We start from the raw sequence: 23,160 nt of genomic DNA on the forward strand, positions 1-23,160 counted from the left end.
AGTCCTATCATTCCAGCGTGTTGAAGTCGATTTCGAAAGTTCCCAGAACCGCCGGATTACCCTGGCCGCCATAATCCCACAGGAGGACGGTGTGCGCGGGCGCGCGGGTGCGGATTTCGCATTGCAGGACGGTGTTACCCCATGTCGCGTAGGGCTCGCCGAAGGCGTTTCCGAACTGCCGTTGCTGGATGGTGAATTGTGGAGCGCTGATCTTCCAGGCGTAGGCCCAGGCGTCACCGCCGAATGTGCCGCCGAACGTCTTTCCGAACCGGCTGGGGACGTACTGCGTAATGGTGATGTCGTAGCCAAGCGATTTCGCCAGCGCCGTGTAATAGGCAATCGACGATCCGCCGTTATCGGTCAGGCGCGCGACGACCTGCGCCTGGCGCTGTTCGATTGTCGGGCTGGTCCCGGCGCACGGGTCCGGCAGGCCGAGCGTGGATTCCCATTCCGGCAGCAGCTCGACCGCCGTGGACGGAAAGGCGTCGGCCAGCAGGTTGCTCGCCCGGTCGCCATTGCGCTGGAATGTCGGGGCCCAGACGGCGGCGATCAAGTAAGGCAGACTACCCGGCTCGCGGGACCAGATCGGTCCGGTGGGCAGCAGGCGGAGGAGCGCGGATCGGAAATCCGACAGCGAAAAGGAGGGTGCGGCCATGGCTCACGACGCGAAGCTGATGGGGCCCAGCGTGGGCATGGCGCCGTTCGTGGCCCCGACGACGGGGCCCGACGGCGAGGCGACAGTGAAGGTGGGCAGGCCAAGCGCGCCGATCGCCTCCTCCCACATATTCGGGTGGATGGTTCCGTTCAGTACCGCCGCCCCGGGCGCCTGCCATGTTCCCGCCGGCGAGGACAGGCGGGTGAACATGTCCTGCAGGGCCTCGGTGATGGCTGCCTGGTTGGCCGCCGTGTTCGCGGTGCCCAGGTCCGTGACGGTGAAGGGCGTCGGCTGGGCGACCGGCGCGCAGACGATCACCAGGGCGGTCACGGTCTGCTCGGTGACGATCGCGTTGGCGACCGTCACCTGGTCGCCCGTGGCGGCCGCGTAGCGCGGGTCGGACGGCGCAGCCCCGTTCGTGCCCTGTGGGAAGCCGCCATATTCAGCCTCGGCCTCGTCCAGCATGATGTAGATGTTTGGTCCCGGGATTTGGTGGTGCGGATTATGTATGAACCGTGATGGTTCTTTTTCCCACTGCTGACAAATGAATTCATATGGAGTGAGGCCGCGCAGGGTCTTGAGCCTGCGGGCGAAATTGTAGGCGGTAACGAAGTCGGCGAGGTGTTGACGCAACTGGTCATGTGTTTCGTAGTAGAAGCGCTTGACGGTGGCGTCCTTGATCGTGCGGTTCATCCTCTCGACCTGGCCATTCGTCCAGGGATGTCGCGGCTTTGTCAGTCGATGCTCGATATCGAGATCAGCACAGGCCAGTTCAAAAGAGTGGCACCGGAACAGGACACCATCCGCCCGCATGGCCTTGATGTCTTCGGGTGTCCATCCATTGCCGGCCGGATCGGTAAAATGCGTGCCGTTATCGGTCAGCACGGTATGGATGCGGTAGGGAACCGCAGCGGCCAGAGCACGCAGGAAGTCACCGGCAACGCGACGTGTCGCTTTCTCGTGCAATTGGACAAAAGCGAATTTCGAGGTCCGGTCGATCGCCACCAGAAGATAAAGGCGCCCCATTTCAGTGCGGACTTCAGCAATGTCGATGTGAAAATAGCCGATCGGATAACTCTTGAACTTCGACCGTTTCGGTTTGTCGCCTTCGGTCTCGGGCAGGCGGCTGATCCCATGGCGCTGAAAACAACGGTGCAGGGAAGATCGCGTCAGATGCGGGATCGTCGCCTGAAGCGCATAAAGGCAATCATCAAGAGGCAGCAGGGTATGGCGACGGAAGGCCACAACGATCGCTTCTTCTTCGGTCGACAGGATGGTTGAGGATGCGACCTTCGGACCGGTGCGTCGATCCGACGTATCGGTCCGCCCCTTCCATTTGGCGACCGTCTTCGGGTTGATCCCGTAGCGTTTCGCCAGAACCCTCAGGCTCTCTTGACTATGTTGTATCGCTCGACGGACTGCCGCTGTCGTCGTGGCGCTTCCGTGGTGAACCTGGCCCATAGCGCATCCTTCCACTCATGTGAAAATAATGCACCACCAAATCCCGGGACCAAACATGTAGAGCACCACCGTGCCCGCCCCGAAGCCATTGGGCGTGACCCACGCCCGCGTGACGCCGGGCACATCTGTTGCCCAGCCGATATAATCCGCCACCTTGCCGTTCGTGCCGCCCGCCTGGTAGGCCGCAATCATGCGGCTGCGGAACGAGGTCTGGTCCTCGATGTCGGCGCCGCCGGTCCACGAGGTCGTGACGACACCGGATGTCTGGATCCCGGGCACCGGGCTGCTGAGGGTCGCGATCGTGCCGGCCGGCAGGTTTCCCGCCGCGCCGGTTGTGGTCATGGTGGCGTTGGCCACCGTCGTGCCATTGGCCGTGACGCTGTCGGCCGTCGTGGTGGCGACATAGCCGCCGGTCAGGGTGATCGACGTACCGGCCGGGATAATCGACGTGCCGCTCGCCGTGAACGACACCGGGCCCGACGCGGCCGTCGCGGGCTTGAGGAAGACGTTCTTGAGCGCCGCCCATCCGGCGAGGAATTCATCCTCGGCCGTCCAGGGCACGGACTGGAGCGACACCCAGTCGATATAGCCGTAGTGCAGCCATGCCAGGCCGGCCAGCACCATGCACAGCACATAGAGAACCGAGAAGCGCAGCAGGGCCACGACGCCGGGAATGCCGCCATTGACGACATCCTGCACCGCCTGCTGCCGCAGTTGGGTCAAGGTAGGACGTGCATAAGGCATTTACGACAGTTCCTGCCACGACCAGGAAAAACGGAATGTGATCGGTGTCGAGGACGTGGCCTCGGTCACCGTCACGCTGAATGCGATGGCCTGCCGGTTCGCCGGGTCCCACCACGCATCGACGACCACGGACGACGCGACGCCGTCGTCGACCATCCATTGCAGGGCCTCGGCCAGGACGGCCTTGACCTCTGCCGGGATCGCCGTCGCGCCGGCCTTCACGGCCCGTGCCAGTTCCCACAGGCGCGAGCCGATCGGCACGTCGGCGAAGGCATCACCCCACCAGCCGCGCCGATCGTCCTGCGCGCTGCCGGTCGGCCCGGATGGAGCGGTGATACCGACCGCGACATCGGTCGTGTCGGGCTGGGCCGGCGCGACGCGGTCGGTGAAGATCGAGATCATCACCGCCGATGTCAGGTCGTCGCCCAGCGCCAGGTCGCCGCCCACGATCGACCAGTCTCCGGTTCCCGTGGTCGGGTCCCATGATATTGCGATGTCCATGCGTCTACCCGTCAGGTGGCGACAGGGCCGCCGGTCTGGTCATTGCCCTGTTGCACGCCGCTATGTTTGTGATCCGTCAGATGGATGCCGTTGGCGATGACATCGGCCGCCGTGATCGTACCGGAGAAGGTCCAGTCGCCGCTGATCGTGCCCTTGCCGCCGGCCGGGTCGATCTGGATCGATCCGTCCGCCTTCATCCAGATCCGCGACCCGGTCCCGGGGTGGTAGAGAGCCACGTCGCCGCCCTGGAGATAATCCGGCCGGTTGCGCTGGTCCCCACTGGCGACGGCGACGCCGCGCGTCCGGTCGCCCCCCTGGAAGATCACGACGATATCCGATCCCGGCACCGGACGGCTGGCCAGCCCGTAGTCCTGCATCAGCGGGACGTCCGACCGGATTTCGCCACCCGGCAGCACCACCTGCAGGCGCGAGACGGTCAGGCTTTCGTCGGTATCGGCCAGCTGGCGCGCGATGCCCAGCGCCATCAGGATACGCTGGCCCAGGCGCCGCAGAGGCGCGGTCACCTGCCCCCCGGCAACGGCGCCGCGTCGTTGCTGGTGATGGCGCGGTTCGCCTCGTTCTGCATGAGCGGCAGCAGGATGGGCTCGGGCGTCATGGCCTGGGGCGGCATCAGGGTCACATCGCAATGCGTGCCGCCTTCATCGCGGCGGAAGACCAGTTCCACGATCAGCCATTCGATCCCGTCACGCTTGAGGGCCTTTAGACTGACCTGTGCGACCGTGTTCGGCGACCACAGGGCCCCGCTACTGTCGCGCCAGCTGTCGCAGGTCAGTTCGATGACCTGTGACCGCCCGTAGCGGCGGTTAGATTCCCACTGCACGCGACGCTTGGCGTAATCGTAATTCGCGTCGTCGCCGCCTTCGACTGGCAGCAGCATCTTGCGCCAGGGGCGGGTATTGGTGACGCCCTGATCGTAAGCAATGGCATTGACCGGCTTGGTCTTGGCCACAAATTCGCTGACATAATCACTGCTGGTCGGCGGCTGCGTCAGGAATATCGTGCCCTGAATGATCGCCTGGATCGACGCGAAGCGCCCCGCCTGGCTGGCGCGCACCCGCGCGGCCTCGACATTCCGGCCCTGGGCGAATGCGCCCTGGATGACTGTCGTGCCGACGGGCGCCAGCGTGATATTCCCGTCCGGGCGGTCATAGAACAGGCAGTTGGCCAGACGGCACACCCGCTCGATCGCCTCGTGTGCCGTTTCCGACAGGATGATCGAGAAGATCTGGATATCGACGTTGCCTGCGCCATTCACCGGATAGACCGAGATGCCGGCGGTCGCCGCCAGCTTCCGGATGATGGCCAGCGCGTTCATGCTGTTGAGCTGATACGTCGCGATCTCGGCCGCGGATTCCACCAGGTCGATCGATTTCGACGCCACGGCGACGTGGACAGAATGGCTGTCCAGCGTCATCTCGCGGTCCACCGTGATCACATAGCCGGTGATGACCGGGTCGCTGCCGATCAGGATCTGGCACGCATCGCCCTCGTTGATCGTGACCTCGGTCGCGCGGTCCGGCTGCCACTCGGTCGCGATCAGGTCGGCCGACCAGGGCATGGTCTCCACGCCGCAGCGGATCTGCACCTCGGTCCAGCCGGTGATCTTGACGCCCCGGACCGCCAGCGCAGCCTCATTCTGGATATTGCCCGTGCCCACAACGACCAGTGTCTCATTGCCGACGGATGACGTGGTTCCTGCCATGGGATGGCCCTTCAAAATTCGACCTGCTGGTTCCGCAACGGATCGCCGCGTAATTCATCCGGTCAGCTGGACAACGCATCAAAACTGGTCGGCATGAAGGCCGGATGAATCGGGTTGGCCCGCTGGATCAGATCCGGGGCGCGCGTGGCGTCGGCATAGACCTGCTGGGCCAGCACCAGGGCGGGCAGCGGGGCGTTGCGCGTCACCGTGATGATGTCGGGCAACTGGCTGGCCCGCTGCGCGAGGTCCTGCAATACATCGGCGCGCAATGCGCGCAGGGCCTGCCAGGTGGCGTCATATCCGGCGTCGGCGGCGATCGTGGCCTCGTTATCCAGCAGGATGCCGACCTGCTGGCGCAGGGCCTCGGCCTGGTTGGACGATGTCGGCTGCCAGTCGGAACAGGCTGTCGCGATCGACAGCAGTGCCCCCTGACGGCACAGGGCCGCCGTGGCCGTCTGCACCGTGGCAATCGCCGCGCCGATCGGCGCCGACGACGCCAGCACTGACGGGCCGTACGACGTCAGCTGCATCAGCAGCGCGATCTGGGTGCCCGGGTCCGGGATGGCGGAGCGCAGGGCCTCCGGCACCGCCAGGATGGCGGCGGCCAGCGTGCTGGCGCTGGCCTGGTCCGCGATCGCCGCCGCCGTGGCCGCCAGCGTCTGCTGGCTGGTGCCCAGGGCCGCCAGAGCGGTGGACACCGTGGCCGACGGGTCGACCGTGCCGGCATTCAGGCTGGCATAGCGCCCGTTATTGCCGGGCACCGTCGCCACCGACGCCCCGAAGGCAGCGGGCGAGGACAGGGCCGCGACCGCGCCGGCCGCCCAGCTGGTGGCCGTGTCCACCGCCGCGCCCACGACCGAGGCGCCGACCGCCATGGGCGCCGCGGTGGCATTGCCGTAATCGGACGACGATGCGGCATTGAACGCCAGCGTCGCCACCCCGATCGCGGCGTGCAATGCCGTCAGGACCAGCCCGCCGAGGTAGTCTTTTTGCTCCAGGAACTCGAATTCCAGGTCGATCACCCCGGAATAGCCGTCCCGCTCCCGCCATTCGAAGCGCAGGCACGCAGCCTGCACCGCGCCGATCGACGGATGCAGCAGCAGTCCCGGGCCCTTGGTCTCCACCGCGCGGACCAGAAGGTCGCGCTGGGTCGCCGCCAACGCGCCGGTGACGAAGCCCCGGACGCGATAGAGCCGTCCCTTGCGCCCCAGATCCTCCGCCCAGGGCGTGTCGCGGTAGGGATAGTCATGAACCGCGAATTTCCGCCCCGGCTGCCCCCCGCTTCCTACGACCGCGAACGGGACGCCACGGAACGAGCATTGCAGATATTCGGCCGCCGTGCTGACCAGGGATGATAGGGCACCGGACATTCATGATCCTTCCCGACACCGCAGGGCGATCGCCGCTTGCGCCGTTCCTAATTTTTGTATATACATAAACCATGCTGGTGATCACGTGGGACGAACCGAAGCGGCTGAAAACCCTGGAGGAACGGGGTCTGGATTTCGCCGACCTGACCGTCTCGTTTTTCATGTCTTCGGTCGTGGTTCCGGCCAAGAATGATCGCCTTATGGCCATCGGGCCCTTTCTCGACGGGACGATTGCCGTGGTGTTCGTCGAACTGGGCACCGAGGCGATATCGGTGATTTCGATGCGGCCCGCGAGCCGGAAGGAGCGGAAGCGTTATGAAGAAGCTGAAATCTCTTAAGGACCTCACGGAAGATCAGGTCCAGGCGATGATGGCCGCGGACCCGGATGCGCCCGAGGCTACGGACGAACAACTTGCCCAGGGCCGCCGCTTCACCGATGCCCTTCCCGCCCTTGCGGCCAGGATGGAAGCCGGCATGGTCCAGCGGCCTGTCGGCCGGCCGCGTGACCCCGGGAAGAAAATATCCGTTTCGCTGCGCCTTGACTCTGACGTGCTGGACAAGTTCCGTTCTGGCGGACCAGGCTGGCAGACGCGCATCAATGAGGCGCTTCGAAAAGCCTGAGCGCACCGTCAGGACTGCGTCATAGCCCTGCCCCGGACAATTCCGGAGTCATCGCCCGGCTTTGCGTGACGGACGACACGCGCAGCCCGGGGCCTCTGGATTCCGCACGGACCGTCGATCCCGGCGGGGCGTTCTCGTGACGGATCACGACGTCCACCTGCTGCCGCCCCGCGTCCGGCGGCGGCCCGTTGACGTTTCCTGACGGGACAGTGACGGGCGGTGCGGACGCCGCAAAATTTCTGGCGATCAGGTCGGAATAGGCTGTTCCCGGCGTGCCATTCGCATCAGAACCGACCTTCCCGGTCCTGAGGAACGTCAGCGCCGCCCCGGCGCCTTGGTTGTGGGCGTAGCCCAGAACCTCCAGCCTTTGCTGGTCCGTCATTTGTTGATTTCCAGCGAGAACTGACCCTGTAGGGGCGGAAATTTTCATTGAGAATTGACCCGTGTCTGACACTTCCCCGGAGCAACTGTCCGGGGGTTAAAGGAGTGATCAGCATGGAATTGTTGAGTGTGATCCGGCGGTGGCATTACCGGGATCATGTACCGATCCGCGAGATTGAGCGTCGGACGCGATTGTCGCGCAACACGATCCGCAAGTATCTCCGGGCGGAGACGGTTGAGCCGCAGTTCAAGGTTGCCGAGCGTCCGAGCCGGCTGGACCCGTTTGCGGAGAAACTGGCGACCTGGCTTGCTCTGGAGACGTCAAAGTCGCGCAAGCAGCGCCGCACGGGGCGGCGCCTGCATGTGGATCTTGTAGCGCCGGGTTATGACGGATCGTTTGGACGGTTGCGGCTTATCCGAACGGAAGGCGGAACAGCAAAGGGCGCGGCAGACGACGGGACGCGGCGTGTTCGTTCCGTTGCGCTTTCAACCCGGAGAGGCCTTCCAGTTCGACTGGGGAGAGGACTGGGCGGTGATCGGGGGGCGGCGCGTCAAGCTGCAGGTCGCCCACACCAAGCTGTCCTACAGCCGGGCCTTCATTCTGCGGGCGTATCCGCTCCAGACTCACGAGATGCTGTTCGACGCGCTGACGGAAGCCTTTCGCGTTTTGGGCGGGGTGCCGCGTCGAGGTATTTTTGACAATATGAAAACCGCCGTGGACCGGGTTGGGCCCGGCAAGGTCCGCCAGGTCAATCTGCGTTTTTCGGCCCTGGTGAGCCATTATCTGTTCGAGGCGGAGTTCTGCAATCCGGCAGCGGGTTGGGAGAAAGGTCAAATCGAGAAGACCGTCCAGGACGCCCGGCGGCAGATCTGGCAGGAGATGCCGCATTTTCCTGATCTGGCCTCCCTGAACGTCTGGCTCGAGGCGCGTTGCCGGGAACGTTGGACTATCTTGAGGCATGTCGAATTGCCCGGCAGCCTCGCCGAGGCCCATGCGGCGGAAGTGCCTCACCTGATGGTTCCAGGGCGCCCGTTCGACGGGTTCGTCGAACATACCAAACGGGTTTCGCCGACTTGCCTCGTGCAGTTCGAAAGCAACCGCTACAGTGTGCCCGCCTCTTTTGCCAATCGGCCGGTCAGCCTGCGCGTCTATCCCGACCGGTTGGTGATCGCGGCCGAGGGGCGGATCCTATGCGAACATCCCCGGATCGTCGAGCGGTCCCACGGCGTGCCCGGTCGCACGATCTATGACTGGCGGCATTACTTGGCGGTGCTCCAGCGCAAACCCGGGGCCTTGCGCAATGGCGCACCCTTCTCTGAATTGCCCGAGGCGTTCCGGACGCTGCAGACGCACCTCCTCCGGCGCACGGGCGGCGACCGGGAAATGGTCGAGATCCTCGCCCTGGTGCTGCAGCATGATGAGCAGGCCGTGCTTTGCGCGGTTGAACTCGCGCTCGAGGAGGGAGTAGCCACCAAGACACACGTCCTCAATACGTTGCATCGTCTGACGGACGCCAAGAAAACAGGAGCACCCAGGCTCGACGCGCCGCAGGCATTGGTGCTCGAACGCGAGCCTCAGGCCGATACCGGACGGTATGACGCCCTGCGCGGGGAGGCCCGTCATGCGTCATGATCCCGCGGCCGGTGCCCTCGTCGTCATGCTGCGCGGCCTGCGGATGTATGGCATGGCCCAGGCCACGGCCGAACTGACCGAACAGGTGCGCCGGCATTCGAGGCCGCCATCCCCGTCCTCTCCCAGCTTTTGAAGGCGGAACTCGCCGAGCGAGAGGTGCGCTCCATCGCCTATCAAACCAAGACTGCCAGGTTCCCGGCCTACAAAGATTTGGCAGGGTTCGATTTCTCGGCCGCCGAGGTCAACGAGGCCATGGTCCGTCAACTCCATGCCGGGGATTTCATCGACCGTGCCGACAACGTCGTCCTCATTGGTGGACCAGGAACCGGCAAGACCCATCTGGCCACCGCACTTGCCGTGCAGGCGATCGAACATCACCGCAAGAAGATACGGTTCTGGTCCACGGTCGACCTCGTCAACGCCCTCGAACAGGAAAAAACCGCCAATCGCGCAGGACAGATCGCGGAACGTCTCCTGCGCCTCGATCTCGTGATCCTGGACGAACTTGGCTATTTGCCGTTCAGCGCATCAGGCGGTGCCCTGCTGTTCCATCTCCTCAGCCGTCTCTACGAGCGCACCAGCGTCATCATCACCACCAATCTGAGCTTCAGCGAATGGGGCGAAGTCTTCGGTGATCCCAAAATGACGACAGCCCTGCTCGATCGCCTTACCCACCACTGTCATATCCTCGAAACCGGAAATGACAGCTACCGGTTCCGCGCAAGCTCCGCCGCCCCCAGGAACCGGAAGGAAAAGGCAACCGCTTGACCAGCCCATAAAACATAGCAGAGATAACCAAAGGCCGGGTCAGTTCTCGATGAAAACCCAGGGTCAAATCTCAGCAGAAATTAACACTGATGGGGGATTACCAGGACCGAGATATCTGCTGCGCCGATCACGGCATTCCGACCAGCCGTCGGCGCTGGTTTGCGGTTGCCCGGCGGGATGGCCAGCCGATCGAATGGCCCGAGCAGACGCATGCGCCGGCGGACCAGGCGAAGGCCCGGGGTCTGCGGCCGTGGGTCGGGGCGCATACGATCATCGACTGGTCGATCCCAATGCAGTCGATTTTCGACCGGGCCAAGCCACTGGCCGCGAATACCAATCACCGGATCGCGGTCGGCCTGCGGAAATTCGTGCTGGAATCTCCCCGGCCGTTCATCATCCCGGTCTGCCATTCATCGAATATCACGGCGCATGATGGCCTGGAGCCGCTCCGGACGATCACGACAGAGCGTGGCGGCGGGTTTGCAGTCGTGGTGCCGTCGTTCGTGGAGGAGCGGCGCGGCAATAGCGTAGGGCAGGACCTGGCCCAGCCGCTGGGCACTCAGACGCAGATCCAGCACCATTCTGTGGTCGCCGCCTGGATGGTCCAGCACAATTTCACCGTGGCCGAGGGCGTGATCGGCGCCGGCATGGACCAGCCGCTTTCGACACTGGTCACGCGCGGCACGCAGAAATATGTCGCGGCGGCCAGCCTAGCGAAGCTGCGCGGCACCAGCACGGCGGCCGATATTCGTGAGCCGGTGCCGACCCTGTCCGCCGGCGGTAACCATATCGCGGCCGTCGCGGCGTTCCTGACCAAATATTACGGGCAGGGCGGCGTCGCCCAGGGCGCGGATGATCCGCTGCACTCCCTGACCACGCTCGCGCGGTTCGGCGTCGTCACCGTCCAGTTCCGGGGCGAGCCGCACGCGCTGTCCGACATCCTGATGCGGATGCTGGCACCGTCCGAGGCGGCCGCTGCGCATGAACTGACGCTGCCGGAATGGATCGAGATCGATGGCAAGCGCCGGCGGCTGACCAAGTCCGAAAGCATGCGCCTGATCGGCAACAGCGTCCCCAAACGAATGGCCACCCTGCTGGCCCACGCAAACCGTGTCACCGCCCTCGATCGGGCGACGGTGATCGCTGCGGAGTGATGATGATGAGTGATACCAACTCTTCGCCAGCGACACGCCTTCGGAAGGCGTGGAATGTGTCGGTGCGCGGATATGACCATACAGAGACCTATTTCGCCCCGACTGCCGGGAAGGCGCGAATGATGGCATTTTATCGGGCCGAAGATGTCTCTGTCGTGCACATAACCGTCCGGCGACAGAAAGCGTCCGATGTGCATCTGCCCGCGCGCGACCCGATGGCGGACGAAATGTCCGATGCCGAAATCCACTGTCTCCTGCATGCTTTTGGCGCGAACGGAAACGATCCGACGAAAGCCGGATACCGAGATTATTTTTATACCAGTCGCAACGATCCTGTCCTGTGCGCCCTGGCCCAGCGTGGACTGATGACACCCAATTCCCAAGATAAATGGGAGGATGGGATGACCTATTTCATCATGACGGATCGTGGAAAGCAGATCGCTATGAGCTTGGTGCCGGAGTATTGCGCATGATCAAGTCGACACAATACCTGGTGAGGTTACCGCTGACGGATGAGCAGGAACGCGCCATTGTGGTGGCCCAGACTGGAACACCTCCGTCGGTCAAGGCCGATACAGAGGCTGCCATCCGCGCCATCGGCACGCGCGTCGAAGCGGGTGACTTGGCGACAGTCGGCTATGTGGCACCGGGCGATATTTTCCAGAACGGCGCCATGTGGCCGATGCGAAACATCTACCAGCGCCGCGCAGACGCATGGCCAGATGCTGTCGTCCGCCGCACCGACGCCGAAGCCCAGATCGCTAGTCGCGATAAGCTGATCGCGGAACAGGGAAAAGAAGTCGTCCGGACAGGCACGCAACTCGCTGCATATCGAGCGGCGAGTCGGGCAGCGAGCACGGCTTTTCTCGAACGGATCGCCGACCTTCAGGCCGAGATCGAGCGCCTGGACTGCCGCGAGGCCGGCATCACCATCGGCCGGCACCAGGCGCAGTCCGTCATCTCGGCCGCGATCGCGGTTGCCCGGTCCGAGCGTGGCGTCGAGGCCGAGCTGGCGGGAGGCGATCCGCTTGCGTTCGAGCCGTGGCCCGAGATGGACGCGCTGGTGGCAGCGCTGGACACGGTCCGGCCCGGGTGGCGCGAGTGTGCACCGGAGGGCCGGGACGATGGCTGATCACCCGATGCTCTCCCATTCCTGCCTTTCGGACCTGACAATCGGGAAGGAAGCCTACAAGACGCGCCTCTATGGGGACGGGAAGGGGGGCTATGTCGGGGCCACGCGAGAGGACGGGGGCGCCTGCGCGATCGCGCATGTCGGTCGCCTGGTCACGGTCGATGGCAAGCGCGTGTTGGAGCTGACCGGGTATCTGACGACCCCGGCCCAATCTACGATGTTGAAGGAGGCATGAATGCCCGATCCGATTGACCACCTGCTGACGATGCGCGAGGTAATCGAGATTACCGGGTTCAGCTGTAGAAGTTTGCACTTAATCTGACGGACGGCTTGAAGTGGCCGGCGTGGATGCTACGCGTTCATGTGGTGTTCGACGTGGCGCCCGATATCTTTTTCGCGGGCGTGGTGGGCTGCGTCAAGGAAGGTTTGCATCGGGGTTTTGCCGAAGCAGTATCGTCCCTGGTGGGTGCGATTGCGGTTGAAGTCATCCATCCATTCGTCGAGGTCTGCCTGGAGTTCGTGGATGCTGTCGTAGATCTTGCGGCGAAAAGTGACACGATAGAACTCGTCGAGCATGGTCTTGTGGAAGCGCTCGACGATGCCGTTGGTCTGCGGGCTGCGCGCCTTGGTGCGGGTATGGTCGATGTTCTCCACCGCCAGATAGAGTTCGTATTCATGGCGGTCATGAGAGCCGCAGAATTCGGTGCCCCGGTCGGTCAGCACGCGCTGGAGCGGGAGATCGTGCAGCTCGAAGAAGGGGATGACGCGGTCGTTGAGCAGGTCGGCAGCGGTAACCGGGGTCTTGCGGTCATAGAGCTTGGCGAAGCCGACCTTGCTGTAGGTATCGACGAAGGTCTGCTGGTAGACGCGACCGACGCCCTTCAGGGTGCCGACATAGAAGGTATCCTGGGCGCCGCAATAGCCGGGACATTCGGTCTCGAACTCGCCCCAGGCCTCCTTGTCGGCCTTGGCTTTCTCCAGGGCCGCAAGCTGGCTTTCGGTGAGGATCAGCCGTTCCTGGGCCATCTTGGCTTCGAGCGCCTTGAGCCGGAGCTTCATGTAGCGAGTCGTGGCGCACGCCAGATGCTGAGCACCCCGAAAGGAGAGACGGTGACGCCGCGCTTGAGCAGTTCGTTGGCCACGCGGGCCTGGCCCCAGGCCGGTTGTTCGATGGCGATCGCGACCACTGCTTCCTCAACCGCCGGCTCGACGCGGTTTTTCAGCAAGGGTTTGCGGCGGGAGAGTTCCTGGAGCGCGATTTCGCCGCCTTTGTCGTAGAGCTCCTTGAAGCGGTAGAAGCTGTCGCGCGAATACCCCATCATCTTGCAGGCCTGGGAGACGTTGCCCAGTTGCTTCGATAGTTCCAGCAGGCCAACTTTGGCGCGGATGATCTTCTGGTCACGGGTCATGAGGATATCCTCCGATGCGGCGGGTCCGGCCTGTCTGCCCCCGAGCCCTGGTTGAGCTTCAGCAGACACCATCCGTCAGATTTAGTCGAGACTTCTACAGTTCAGCCGCCCGACAATCTATCGTTACATGCGTGCCGGCCACATGCCCCGACCGCTCAAGCTTGGCAGCGGCAGCATACGCTGGCGCAACAGCACAATCCAGAACTGGCTGCGGCAGCATGACCCGGCTACGCAGGCCGGCTCTCACGATAGGCCTCAGGGCGCCCCTCTTTGCGCCTAGACGCGGTCAAATCATCCAGGCCGACCTGCCCAGCCAGGATCAGGTCGGCCCAGATCTGCGCCAGCTCGCGCCGCCGCGCCAGGTAGAGCGCCCGGTTATACGCCCCTTCCGTCTGGTTCGGCGGCACATGCGCCAGCATCGCGTCGATGATGTGCCGGTCGTCCGGATATTCCTCGTTCATCACGGTCGAAAACGTGGACCGGAACCCGTGCGGAACATGGCGATGATGAAAGCCTGCCCGATTCAGCAGATAGCCAAGCGCGTTTTCGCTGATGATCTGGGCCGGACGCCGCGTGTTGGGGAACAAATGCGGCCACCGCGCACTGAATGGGCGCAGGGCGTCGATAACCTCGACTGCCTGACGGGACAGTGGCACCAGATGCTCCCGCTTCATTTTCATCCGGGCAGCGGGGATCACCCAGATCGGCCGCTCGCCATCCAGCCCCTCGAACTCGCACCACCTGGCCGCCCGTAGTTCGCCGGGCCGTACGGCGGTCAGATAAAGCAGGCGCAAGGCCAACAGGGTCACGGGGTGGGCGTCTTCGCGCTCGACAGCCTGGATCATGTCGCGGGCCTTAGGCAGGCTGGTGATCGCCGGCTGCCTGCCGCGCACCACGGGCCGCAATGCGGATGCAATAATGGCCGCAGGATCCGATGTCGCTATCCCAGACGCGATCGCATAGACGAACACATCGCTGATCCTCTGGCGGACGCGATGGGCCGTCTCGATCGCCCCTCGTTCCTGTATGGCCCGCAGCACGTCCAGAACGGCAGTCGGCGTCAGCGTAGCGATCGGCAGGCGTCCGATCGCGGGGAACACATCGCGCTCCAGGCTTCGTATGACGTCCAGGGCATATTGCGCCGTCCACAGGTCGCGCCGGTTCTCATGCCATTCGCGAGCCACAAGCTCGAACGCCGGCGCCGGCACGGCCCCGGCTGGGGCCACCATAGCGGCGGGTTCGTTGGCGCGAATGCGCCGCCTGGCCATCACCGCGGCCTCGCGCGCGTCAGCCAGGGACATCTCCGGATAAGCACCGAACGTCAGGGTCTGTTCCCGCCCCGCCTGCCGATAGCGCAGCCGCCAGATCTTCCCGCCAGCAGGGGTCACAAACAGGAACAGGCCGCCCTGATCCGGCAGCCTGTATCCCTTCTGACGAGGCTTCGCCGCCCGAGCCTGAGTATCTGTCAGCACGCCGATTCTCCGATGCCCACATTCCACCCTCGACGATGCCCACACGATGCCCACAATCCGATGAGACAACGTGAGACAAAACGAGAACAAGTGAGATGAAGAATGACGCAACAGGGCGCGGAAAACCAGCCCTGAGAGACGTTATGCGATTGTTTGATATGGAGAATTGGTGGAGGGGGTTTCCACCTAACTCACGTTCCTGTGTGTCCTTGACCATCCCAAAAAGTCTGTGTTTCACATAGATATAGGGAAGCGCCTGTTCGCGGGCGTTCGCATCTGTTCCCGGTAAGCCCGGTTTCTAAGAGGGATAGCAAGAGGGATAGCGAAGGTTATGAGTCGGGTCGCGCCGCATCGTCTAACCGTCCGTCAGGTCGGCGCCCTCAAGGATGGGGCGCTCGCAGACGGCGGCAATCTCTGGGTGGTCGCGAAGGGTGGATCGAAGGTCTGGACGTTCCGCTACACCAGCCCGACGACCGGCAAGCGCCGCGAAATGGGCCTAGGACCGGTCCAGGACGTCAGCCTCGCGCAGGCCCGGCGTCTCGCGGCTGACGGCCGCCATCTGTTGATGGACGGCATCGACCCGATTGTGCAGCGGGACCGTGACCTGGCCGAACGCAAGAAAGAAAGCGGCGTGACTCTACAGACGGCTGCCACTCGCTACATCGAGGAACAGACCCCGGGCTGGCGTGACCCGCGGGCTGCGAATATCTGGATCAGTTCGTTCGAGCGGCTGGTATTCCCGCTCTGTGGAGACAAGGCCGTGGTCGGGATCGACACCGACGACGTGCTGGCCGTGCTGCGGCCAATCTGGACCACGAAGACCGAAACCGCCGACCGGCTGCGCGGGCGCCTTGAGCGCGTGCTGGACTATGCCCGGACACATGGCTGGCGTGACGGCGACAATCCGGCTCGGTGGAAGGGGCACCTGGCGGCGATCCTGCCGAAGCCCTCGGCCGTCGCGAAGGTCGAGCACCATGCGGCTGTTGATCGGAAGGACATCGGCAAGGTGACGGCCGCCCTGGGCGCATCCCAGGGCGTTGCTGCCAAGGCCGTCCGCTTCGCCTGCCTGACGGCTTCCCGATCTGGAGAGGTCCGATCGGCCGTCTGGTCGGAAATCGACATGAAGGCCGGCATCTGGATCGTGCCGGCGCACAAGATGAAGGCCGGGCAGGAGCATCGCGTGCCGATGTCTGGATCCGCGCTGGCGATCTTGAGAGAGGTCGAACCGCTGCGAGATCCGAAGGGCGCCGACTTCGTGTTCCCGGGCCAGAAGCGCGGCAAGACTCTGTCCGATGTCGCGCTGTCCAAGGCCCTTCACCTGGCGGCCGGGACAAAGGCCGTCACCGTCCATGGCCTGCGATCCACCTTCCGCGACTGGGCAGCCGAGGAAACCGACTATCCCCGCGAGGTGGCCGAGATGGCCCTGGCGCACGCGATCGGCGACAAGGTCGAGGCAGCCTATCGCCGCGGCGACCTGTTCGAGAAGCGCCGGCAGATGATGGAGGATTGGGCGCGCTGGGTGCTGGCAGCGGGCAACGGCGAAGCTGACCGGCAGTCGTAAGGGCCGGGAATCGACGGGGACATACTTTTTTCCGGTGTAACCGGTGTAACCGGTGTAACGGGACGCTCCGAATGGCGGGATGCTGCCATTTTTCTGAGGGTGGTGCCGGTTACACCTATCGATATGGGCGGTGTAACCGGTGTAACCGACCGCTTGCTGTGCGGACCTGTCATCTTTTCGGTGTTCCGCGTGCTCCACCTTGCTGGGAGCAGCAGAAAGCCCCCCGCCGCCCGGCAGAGCGAATCCGAGGTATCATCCGCAGAATACCGCCACTTTTGGGGCGCCCCCTACCTGATTTGTCCAAGTTCGGACCCGGCGGGCGTACACGCGCTCGCCCGCCGTAGAACCCGCAGAAGACTGCCGTTTTTTGGGTGCGGGCTGGGATATTTCGCTCGGGCTCAGCACCACCCGTACACTCGGGCCCTGGATGAACGGCCACCCCAAGACATCGGGCCGGGATCGGCTGAACGCCACAGGACAAAATCGGGTCGGACAGGTCGGACAGAGGAAACCCGACTCTCAGTGGACTGACGGCCCCTCCGGCTTCTGCTATGTTCAATTTGAACAGGGAGCATGGGCATGGCGGCGGCACTGAACATCGAAACGCTTGCGAAGGTCTGGGCGCTGGCCGAGCGCGGAGCCGGAGGGGAGGCGCAGGCGGCGCGCGCCAGGGCGGCGGCTATGATCGAACCGCACGGCTATGCGCTTGAGGACGTGCCGGACCTGATCGCGGGTCTGGCAGGCCCCGAGCCTGGTGCTGGCGGCTTCACCTTCTACAACATGAGCAATCCGGCCCATGTGCGGGCCTATGCCGCGCAGGAACGGGCCAAATGCCGTCGGTGGATGGCCGAACATGCCGTCGAGATCGCGGAAGTCATCGTCCGGTATGGGTCGGAAGAAGCCGTTTTTGCCCCCACGCCGGACGAGCGGGCCTTCGACGATGCTATCGAGCCCTTCCGCGAGAAGCGCGGCGGCGACAATGCGGATACGTTCGATGGCGAGCTTTTCGGCCCCACGTCGCGCGTCCGCACCGCGTTGGGCAACGCAAAGCCATGGCCGACGACGATCCCCGATGCTCTGGCCGAGCTTGAGGCATGGGAACGCCTACAGGACGACCGCAACACGGCGGACGGGAACAGGCAGCGTGAATACCTGAGCCAGGGCGCGGACTTTCGCCGGTGGGCGCTGGGCGACATGGTGAACAAAGACTTGCCGGCCCGTAACCTGTCTGACGTGATCACCCGGCTGCGCTTTCAGGTAGACAGCCAAGGCACCTATGATGCCACTGAGGCCGTGCTGGCTGATCTTGAGCGGCTACAGGCCGCCCATGCCGGGAAATCTGGCAATGGAACAAAGACCGCCCAAGAGGCAGATTCCTGCCGCATAGACTTTAAGGGACGCGCGGCCCCTGATGGCCCGGCCGGCGGCGATGGCCGCCCGTTCAATCTGAACACGGCATCCCAGCGCCGGGCGGCGGTGGAGCGCATCCTGAACACGCCCGAGGGGCAGCGCCTGTCCTTACGCGCCATTGCAGCCATGGCCGGCGTCTCCCCTGCCACCGTGATGGCGGCGCGGAAGCGGAGGGCAGCCTGAGCGGAATGGCGGCGTGATCGCAACTCTCATACAGCTACTGGCGCCAAGCGCGTCCGACATTGCATTTTCTGGTCGGTCCGGCCGCACCAGGGTTAAAGCAGTGGGGCACCGTGAGACCGGTGGTGACGGATTCTTGGGCTGAAGCGGTCTCCATGCGGACAGAGGTCTGTATAACAAACAAATAAATTACATGTCCTAATTGGTATATATATAAATACTATTTCCAATCCGGACATCTTAATACATAAATATCGACCAGATTATTATTTTAAAAATATCTACATTTACTAAATGTTAACTAATTATATCGTATGTGTGTGCATAGTACATAATAATAAAAGAACAAATTAACCAGATCAAATCATTATTTTAGGAAATAAGTAATAAATTCCTCGGGCAATCTCGCCCAAGAGGGATGCTATTTATATGGGAACGCAACTCCGTCCATTCCTGGACGCGATTGAGATCAACCACGGCCCCAAGATGGAAATCGGCCGATATTTCCTTCAACTTGCCGAGTCTGCGCGCCGACTGGGCATATCATGGCACATGGGGCGTGATTTCGACCGCTTGGTCGAAGTAAATCGGCGACATCAGGACACGTGGGAGCCGCTGTCGCCGATTTATGACCCGGAATTGTCAGATATCAACCGAGACAACGTCATCTATATCGAGGGCCAAGCCAGCGGAGAGCCGGTGGTGACATTGATTCTGCGCCGCTATGATTGGCCGACGAGCACACTGCAGGCGGAGTGGGAATCAGGGCGATTTGCCTATCGCGATCCAGAAACGCAGATGGACCCGAACGAGAAATGGGTTGCCGAGGCCCCAATGGCTTCTGAAATCAATGGGCGCGTCGTATTCGCTGGTGGCCTTTGGTGCCACCCCAGCCTTCGACGCAAGCGGTTGCCTATCCTGACCGTCGCCATGATGCGAAGCATTTCACTGGCTGCATGGAACCCCGACTTCGCCATTGGCATGATCGAGGCTGGGCCATTGGCGCGCACCCTGCTGCCGCTATATGGAAATCCTCCCGTGCAGCCAGGCATGAAAATCCTCGGAGCGTGGCGCACCTTCGAATGCCTTCTTAGTTGGGAAACACCGGATGTCCTGACCAATCATGTGCTGAAAAATCTAGCGGCTCCGAACCAACCTGACCAACGGTACAGAGCAGACGAAAACATCCTCCGCGCTGGTGCGCCACGGTAAAACCAGCCGCTCATAGCGACACCAAAACTGGGAACCATCGAGGCGCGTCATCAGCGCCTCGATGAGTTCTAAACGCGGGACTTGATCATGGGCGGCGGCAAAATAGCTGCGCGTGGTCGGCAGGATATAGGCAGCGTCAGGCAGGTCTCTGACGTCGCGACCAATGAGATTTTCATATGGAGAATCGCTGTATAGGCTGTAGGTCTGCGGCCATGACTCGATCAGGCATCGATCACGTCCTGGCATCCACGCCACTGCCCCACCTCCAAACGCGGGGTTGTCGGAAATCCCGCCGATGTTCCGCGTTGTGACATATCGCCTTGCTTCTTTCCAAATCTCAAATGCCATTCGCATATTGGCACGCTTGGGATCTTGAAGTCGGTCCAGGGACAGGCCGATGATGTTGGGTGTTCCGGGCGCCGCGTTTTCGTTCGGTGTTGCGACTTGGAGCGCATTCAGACGAGCGACGGCATCATTGAGATTTCTTATTACCTCCAGCGGAGCATACAGCGTGCCAACGCGTTCGAGGACGATGTTCGGCGTCCCTTGATAAAGGATAAGCTCGAGTATTGTTTGGAGGCATTGTTTCGGAAACAGCGTTGGCTGGAAACGGATGCGTGTATAGCGTGGGAATGTCGCTGTGGCAGCAAATCCAAGATTTTTGATCGCGTAAGAGATTAAATCAATATCATGGCCAAACTATCCGACATAGTTAAGAAACTCTTTGCTGTTCGGATAGAAAATTTCCCCATTTGGACCGACGAGTAAAATCATATCATGGCGCTTTATGACAGTTTAATGTTTTATTGCGTATTTATTTTTCAAGTAATGTTTTTATTTTTGTGAAAATCAATAATGGCCGTTTCAGAAGAAATAAATTTCTCCGATAGGCATATTATTATTGAATTCCCACGATGTTTATCAGGCCCATTCGAAAATTCTATAAATATCTCATTTCCTCCTGTTGGATATATTCTATCAAGATGCATCTTTGAACGAATGGACTTGGTGCTTGATTTGCGAGGGTGGCTCGTTGCCAAAAAATTCTCACGAAGAAGGGCTTTCAGTTCCCTCGGAACATTCTCGGTCACGTCGTGATCTCCTTTTTCAGCCTTACCCCAGCCCCGCCGCCGTTTTCGGCAATAAATTCTATGCCCGCCACTTCTAAAGCTGCGCGGACCGCGTCGATGGTTCTGAGATAGAGGGATTCGCCGCGCTCAAGGCGGGTGATCGTGGTTGGCGATACCTCCGCTGCGGCAGCCAAATCGCGGACGCTAATCTGCAGTGCTGCCCGCGCCATCCTGCATTGTGCAGCGTTCAAAGTGTCACCCTGTGACAAAGTTATTGACTTCAAGAAGAAGGGTGGCACATTGACGCGACCTTGTCACCTTGTGACAAGGCGGCCGGACGGAAGGGGTAGGAGCCTTCCAATCCGGCCTAACCACAACCGCTCACACCAGGAGCAGGCAATGGCTGATCGTGCCTATAGCACGCACCCACGATCGTGGGCATGGACACTCGTACGCGCAACCGGGACCTCGGTTGCAATGGCGATCCTCTTTTTCGTCGCGCTGGCAGGTTTCGCCCAGCCGGAAACGCTGGCTACCCACACGGCCCGGCCCGCTCATGCGCCGCTGGTGCTGGCGGAGGGCGGCCGATGAGCCCCGAGCGCATGGGCGCCATCGCGGCCGCCGGATTCAGGGTTCAGAACCTTGCGACACTCCTGATCTGGGCCGGAAACGCGGCCGGGCAGACCTGCTTCGAGGCGACGCAGGAGCGGCTGTCTCATCTCGGTTTCGCCATGCAGCAGGCTGGGGAGGAACTCTTTCGGCTGTCAGGGGAAATCACCGACGCCGCAGACCTGTCGGGGGAGTGGTCACGATGAAACGGACGATCGACCACCGCCTGAGCGCCGCCAACGGAGCGAAGGACGTCCTGGCCCATCCTTACGCCCTCGAATGGCAGGCTATCCACACGCGCGACCTGCGCGACGTCGCCCTTGCGATTGGCCGCGACATGGATCTGGTGCGCACCCCTACCGAGGAAATGGTCTCGGACTGGATCGGCGCGGTTCAGTGGATGGCAGCCTATGCCGAGCGGATCGCTCAGAACGCCGACAAGGATGCCGCTGCCCTGCGGAAAGGCGGTGCGGCATGAGCCGCTCCCTCATGCGCCAGGCAGCGCTATTCATCCTGATCCCGCTGTCTGCCTGGACTATCCGCGTCGGGCAAGCGCTCGGCCGGCTGGCGGTGCGTCTGGCCCGACGGGAGGGCGCGCTATGAACGAGGGAATGCGCGCGTTCATCCTCAATCGGGGGCATGACCGAAAGGTCACGGAGCAAGAGCGGGATATCCTCGACGCCCTGCGCGACAAGGTCATCCTGGCGCAGGACGCCCGACGCATCTCCGAGCTGATGGTGATGCTGAATTGTGGGGATCGGCAGCCCGAGGACAGTGAACCGGAAGCCATCAAGTGGCTCGCGAAGCGCCAGCTTGAGCGGCTGGAGATCCTCGAAGCCATGCTGCTGCGCGACGAGAGGGCGGCCTGATGGGCCGCCCCCGCAAAGTCTGGCCCGAAGCGCAGGTCAAGGAACTGATCCGGCTGCGCGAGGCCGGACGCACCTGGAAGGAAATCGGCGCGCGGCTCGGCCTGCCGCGCGTCACATGCTCCCGTTACTGGCAGGAGGTATTGGGTCTCCCGGCTTTCCGGGTGACCCGTCAGCATCAACAGCAGGAGGACTGGTCATGAGTCGCAAGCTTCCCGTGGCGACGCCTGATCGCATCGCTGCAATCACCCAACAGACACGCGACCTTTCCATGCTGTCGGTTCTGATGATCGGCACAAGTCGGGCGGCGCTGCGGGGCGGCCAGGTCAATACCGATACCTATGCGATGGCCATGGAGTGGGTCGGGGACGAGATCGAGCGGCGCGTGGCGGCGATTGAGGAGATGTTGTCGTGAAGCGGTTCAACGACGGCGGCCCAGTTGATCCGGGCACAGGCGGCGCAGGGGCGGCCATTATGTGGCCAAGTAAAAATTTTCCGCATGCGGTATTGCGCGGAACATCGACGGGACAGTATGATTCATTCATAGGTTTTCACGCGAATGGGCGTAAGCATCGCCCCCGTGGATACGCCACTAGCAGACAGGTCATAGGCATCGACCGGGTCACTAGAGGGCAGGCCTGCGGGCAAAGGCAACGCCCGATCGATCCGGCGCATAGGCATCGCGTCAATACAGGCAAAAATTCAATCCACAATCGGAGTGCATTCACGCGCCCGATTTCCGCCATTGCGAATGCGATGTCGTGCTGTGGGCGCTTGTCTTTTGCGCGCCTGGAGCATGCCGCATTCGCCAGTATAGGACCTGCAACATGCAGAATACCGCCGTAACGAACCTGCACGATGATGCGCGCGCCGATCTTCGTGAAGTCGTCCAGCATCACAATGAGATTTTCGCCAGTCCGAAGGAAATTCAACGTCGTTTCGGAATGGGTAACACCATGTTCTATCGTCTGATGAACGAGGGCAAGTTCGAGGCTGTGAAGTTCGGATCGGCAACGCGGGTGCGGATCGCCAGTGTCGAGGCCTATTTCGACAGCCTGCCGCGCGTGTCCAAATCGCGCGCCTGAAACGGAAAACGCCAGCCTGCGGTTAGGCAGACCGGCGATCCGAAAGGCGTGGAAAATGGCTGGAACGTCCATTTTCTACGTCATTTTCGGGTCTGCTGTCTACCGGTAATCGCGGCTGGCATATGGAGAATATCCAATGCCGA

At 62.4% G+C, this 23,160-nt stretch carries 27 protein-coding genes and 5 pseudogenes; 19 read left to right on the forward strand and 13 right to left on the reverse strand.

All coding sequences use genetic code 11. The features are described from left to right. Positions 1-7: 7 nt before the first annotated feature. The 8 genes and pseudogenes from GDI_RS16880 to GDI_RS16910 all read right to left on the reverse strand — a co-directional run bounded on the left by GDI_RS16880 (position 8) and on the right by GDI_RS16910 (position 6,454). Entirely contained in the window at positions 8-655 is a 648-nt protein-coding gene (locus GDI_RS16880) for a YmfQ family protein (RefSeq protein WP_012228225.1), read from the reverse strand. 3 nt (positions 656-658) lie between these two features. Next, complete coding sequence (locus GDI_RS19870) at positions 659-1,120, reverse strand: baseplate J/gp47 family protein (protein ID WP_157871070.1); 462 nt, start codon at positions 1,118-1,120, stop codon at positions 659-661. A gap of 9 nt (positions 1,121-1,129) precedes the next feature. Next, positions 1,130-2,116, reverse strand: a pseudogene (locus tag GDI_RS16885) (IS481-like element ISGdi9 family transposase); the annotation flags it as partial. A gap of 15 nt (positions 2,117-2,131) precedes the next feature. Further along, entirely contained in the window at positions 2,132-2,839 is a 708-nt protein-coding gene (locus tag GDI_RS16890; RefSeq protein ID WP_050935084.1) for a baseplate J/gp47 family protein, read from the reverse strand. Between the two features lie 21 nt (positions 2,840-2,860). After that, positions 2,861-3,361, reverse strand: a complete 501-nt coding sequence (locus GDI_RS16895; RefSeq protein WP_012228230.1) for a phage GP46 family protein — start codon at positions 3,359-3,361, stop codon at positions 2,861-2,863. Positions 3,362-3,372: 11 nt separating this feature from the next. Continuing rightward, complete coding sequence (locus GDI_RS16900; RefSeq protein ID WP_012228232.1) at positions 3,373-3,885, reverse strand: phage baseplate assembly protein; 513 nt, start codon at positions 3,883-3,885, stop codon at positions 3,373-3,375. Next, positions 3,882-5,084: a phage baseplate assembly protein gene (locus GDI_RS16905; protein WP_012228234.1), complete on the reverse strand. Its 1,203-nt coding sequence runs from the start codon at positions 5,082-5,084 to the stop codon at positions 3,882-3,884. The genes GDI_RS16900 and GDI_RS16905 overlap by 4 nt, the downstream gene beginning before the upstream one ends. A 62-nt stretch (positions 5,085-5,146) precedes the next feature. Further along, on the reverse strand, positions 5,147-6,454 hold the full coding sequence (locus GDI_RS16910) for a DNA circularization protein (protein WP_012228236.1): 1,308 nt from the start codon (positions 6,452-6,454) through the stop codon (positions 5,147-5,149). Positions 6,455-6,525: 71 nt separating this feature from the next. Between GDI_RS16910 and GDI_RS16915 the strand changes: the two genes are divergently transcribed. Then, positions 6,526-6,792, forward strand: coding sequence for a BrnT family toxin (locus GDI_RS16915; protein ID WP_041249561.1), 267 nt, complete (start codon positions 6,526-6,528; stop codon positions 6,790-6,792). Then, positions 6,770-7,075: a BrnA antitoxin family protein gene (locus GDI_RS16920; protein WP_041249562.1), complete on the forward strand. Its 306-nt coding sequence runs from the start codon at positions 6,770-6,772 to the stop codon at positions 7,073-7,075. Before GDI_RS16915 ends, GDI_RS16920 begins: the two co-directional genes overlap by 23 nt. A gap of 19 nt (positions 7,076-7,094) precedes the next feature. On the opposite strand, the gene GDI_RS16925 is transcribed toward GDI_RS16920, so the two are convergent. Then, on the reverse strand, positions 7,095-7,457 hold the full coding sequence (locus GDI_RS16925; RefSeq protein WP_041249563.1) for a hypothetical protein: 363 nt from the start codon (positions 7,455-7,457) through the stop codon (positions 7,095-7,097). Between the two features lie 113 nt (positions 7,458-7,570). Between GDI_RS16925 and istA the strand changes: the two are divergent. The 6 genes and pseudogenes from istA to GDI_RS16955 all read left to right on the forward strand — a co-directional run bounded on the left by istA (position 7,571) and on the right by GDI_RS16955 (position 12,378). After that, positions 7,571-9,089 (forward strand): annotated as a pseudogene (istA, locus tag GDI_RS16930) (IS21-like element ISGdi17 family transposase). Then, positions 9,079-9,857, forward strand: a pseudogene (gene istB, locus GDI_RS16935) (IS21-like element ISGdi17 family helper ATPase IstB). Before istA ends, istB begins: the two co-directional pseudogenes overlap by 11 nt. An 89-nt stretch (positions 9,858-9,946) precedes the next feature. Further along, on the forward strand, positions 9,947-11,011 hold the full coding sequence (locus GDI_RS16940; RefSeq protein ID WP_012228247.1) for a DNA cytosine methyltransferase: 1,065 nt from the start codon (positions 9,947-9,949) through the stop codon (positions 11,009-11,011). Between the two features lie 5 nt (positions 11,012-11,016). Beyond that, positions 11,017-11,484, forward strand: coding sequence for a hypothetical protein (locus GDI_RS16945; protein ID WP_157871071.1), 468 nt, complete (start codon positions 11,017-11,019; stop codon positions 11,482-11,484). Beyond that, a complete protein-coding gene (locus GDI_RS16950; protein ID WP_041249565.1) occupies positions 11,481-12,143 on the forward strand; it encodes a hypothetical protein in 663 nt (220 codons plus the stop codon). The genes GDI_RS16945 and GDI_RS16950 overlap by 4 nt, the downstream gene beginning before the upstream one ends. Beyond that, complete coding sequence (locus GDI_RS16955) at positions 12,136-12,378, forward strand: hypothetical protein (protein ID WP_157871072.1); 243 nt, start codon at positions 12,136-12,138, stop codon at positions 12,376-12,378. Before GDI_RS16950 ends, GDI_RS16955 begins: the two co-directional genes overlap by 8 nt. A 116-nt stretch (positions 12,379-12,494) precedes the next feature. Here GDI_RS16955 and GDI_RS16960 read toward each other — a convergent pair. Next, positions 12,495-13,552, reverse strand: a pseudogene (locus tag GDI_RS16960) (IS481-like element ISGdi10 family transposase). Between the two features lie 100 nt (positions 13,553-13,652). Here GDI_RS16960 and GDI_RS20665 point away from each other — a divergent pair. Beyond that, positions 13,653-13,832 (forward strand): annotated as a pseudogene (locus tag GDI_RS20665) (helix-turn-helix transcriptional regulator); the annotation flags it as partial. On the opposite strand, the gene GDI_RS16965 reads toward GDI_RS20665, so the two are convergent. Then, positions 13,780-15,069 (reverse strand): tyrosine-type recombinase/integrase, encoded by a 1,290-nt coding sequence (locus tag GDI_RS16965; RefSeq protein WP_231854149.1) that lies wholly within the window; start codon positions 15,067-15,069, stop codon positions 13,780-13,782. The pseudogene GDI_RS20665 and the gene GDI_RS16965 sit on opposite strands and share 53 nt — an antisense overlap. A gap of 286 nt (positions 15,070-15,355) precedes the next feature. On the opposite strand from GDI_RS16965, the gene GDI_RS16970 reads away from it, so the two are divergent. From GDI_RS16970 to GDI_RS16980, 3 genes are all read left to right on the forward strand, one after another. Continuing rightward, positions 15,356-16,585, forward strand: coding sequence for a tyrosine-type recombinase/integrase (locus tag GDI_RS16970; RefSeq protein ID WP_012228256.1), 1,230 nt, complete (start codon positions 15,356-15,358; stop codon positions 16,583-16,585). 579 nt (positions 16,586-17,164) lie between these two features. After that, positions 17,165-18,178, forward strand: a complete 1,014-nt coding sequence (locus tag GDI_RS16975; protein ID WP_041249894.1) for a hypothetical protein — start codon at positions 17,165-17,167, stop codon at positions 18,176-18,178. A 426-nt stretch (positions 18,179-18,604) separates the two neighbouring features. Beyond that, positions 18,605-19,387, forward strand: coding sequence for a hypothetical protein (locus GDI_RS16980; RefSeq protein WP_041249567.1), 783 nt, complete (start codon positions 18,605-18,607; stop codon positions 19,385-19,387). An 821-nt stretch (positions 19,388-20,208) separates the two neighbouring features. Here the strand turns inward: GDI_RS16980 and GDI_RS19875 are convergent. After that, positions 20,209-20,478, reverse strand: a complete 270-nt coding sequence (locus GDI_RS19875) for a hypothetical protein (protein ID WP_012228272.1) — start codon at positions 20,476-20,478, stop codon at positions 20,209-20,211. Beyond that, positions 20,475-20,687 carry a helix-turn-helix domain-containing protein gene (locus tag GDI_RS16985; protein ID WP_041249568.1) on the reverse strand — a complete coding sequence of 71 codons (213 nt, stop codon included), beginning with the start codon at positions 20,685-20,687 and terminating at the stop codon, positions 20,475-20,477. Before GDI_RS16985 ends, GDI_RS19875 begins: the two co-directional genes overlap by 4 nt. A 357-nt stretch (positions 20,688-21,044) precedes the next feature. Between GDI_RS16985 and GDI_RS16990 the strand changes: the two genes are divergently transcribed. The 7 genes from GDI_RS16990 to GDI_RS17015 all read left to right on the forward strand — a co-directional run bounded on the left by GDI_RS16990 (position 21,045) and on the right by GDI_RS17015 (position 23,017). Next, positions 21,045-21,272, forward strand: coding sequence for a hypothetical protein (locus GDI_RS16990; RefSeq protein WP_012228275.1), 228 nt, complete (start codon positions 21,045-21,047; stop codon positions 21,270-21,272). Beyond that, positions 21,269-21,544: a hypothetical protein gene (locus tag GDI_RS16995; RefSeq protein WP_041249569.1), complete on the forward strand. Its 276-nt coding sequence runs from the start codon at positions 21,269-21,271 to the stop codon at positions 21,542-21,544. Before GDI_RS16990 ends, GDI_RS16995 begins: the two co-directional genes overlap by 4 nt. Next, the gene (locus GDI_RS20520) at positions 21,541-21,669 is read left to right on the forward strand and encodes a hypothetical protein (RefSeq protein WP_269446537.1); all 129 of its coding nucleotides are present in this window, start codon (positions 21,541-21,543) and stop codon (positions 21,667-21,669) included. Before GDI_RS16995 ends, GDI_RS20520 begins: the two co-directional genes overlap by 4 nt. Continuing rightward, a complete protein-coding gene (locus tag GDI_RS17000; protein WP_157871073.1) occupies positions 21,666-21,935 on the forward strand; it encodes a hypothetical protein in 270 nt (89 codons plus the stop codon). The genes GDI_RS20520 and GDI_RS17000 overlap by 4 nt, the downstream gene beginning before the upstream one ends. Beyond that, a complete protein-coding gene (locus GDI_RS17005; RefSeq protein WP_012228278.1) occupies positions 21,935-22,135 on the forward strand; it encodes a helix-turn-helix domain-containing protein in 201 nt (66 codons plus the stop codon). Before GDI_RS17000 ends, GDI_RS17005 begins: the two co-directional genes overlap by 1 nt. Further along, the gene (locus GDI_RS17010; protein WP_012228279.1) at positions 22,132-22,347 is read left to right on the forward strand and encodes a hypothetical protein; all 216 of its coding nucleotides are present in this window, start codon (positions 22,132-22,134) and stop codon (positions 22,345-22,347) included. Before GDI_RS17005 ends, GDI_RS17010 begins: the two co-directional genes overlap by 4 nt. 412 nt (positions 22,348-22,759) lie before the next feature. Beyond that, on the forward strand, positions 22,760-23,017 hold the full coding sequence (locus GDI_RS17015) for a helix-turn-helix transcriptional regulator (protein WP_041249571.1): 258 nt from the start codon (positions 22,760-22,762) through the stop codon (positions 23,015-23,017). The last annotated feature ends 143 nt before the right edge of the window (positions 23,018-23,160 follow it).

The sequence above is a fragment of the Gluconacetobacter diazotrophicus PA1 5 genome (genome assembly GCF_000067045.1).
Lineage (GTDB): Bacteria > Pseudomonadota > Alphaproteobacteria > Acetobacterales > Acetobacteraceae > Gluconacetobacter > Gluconacetobacter diazotrophicus.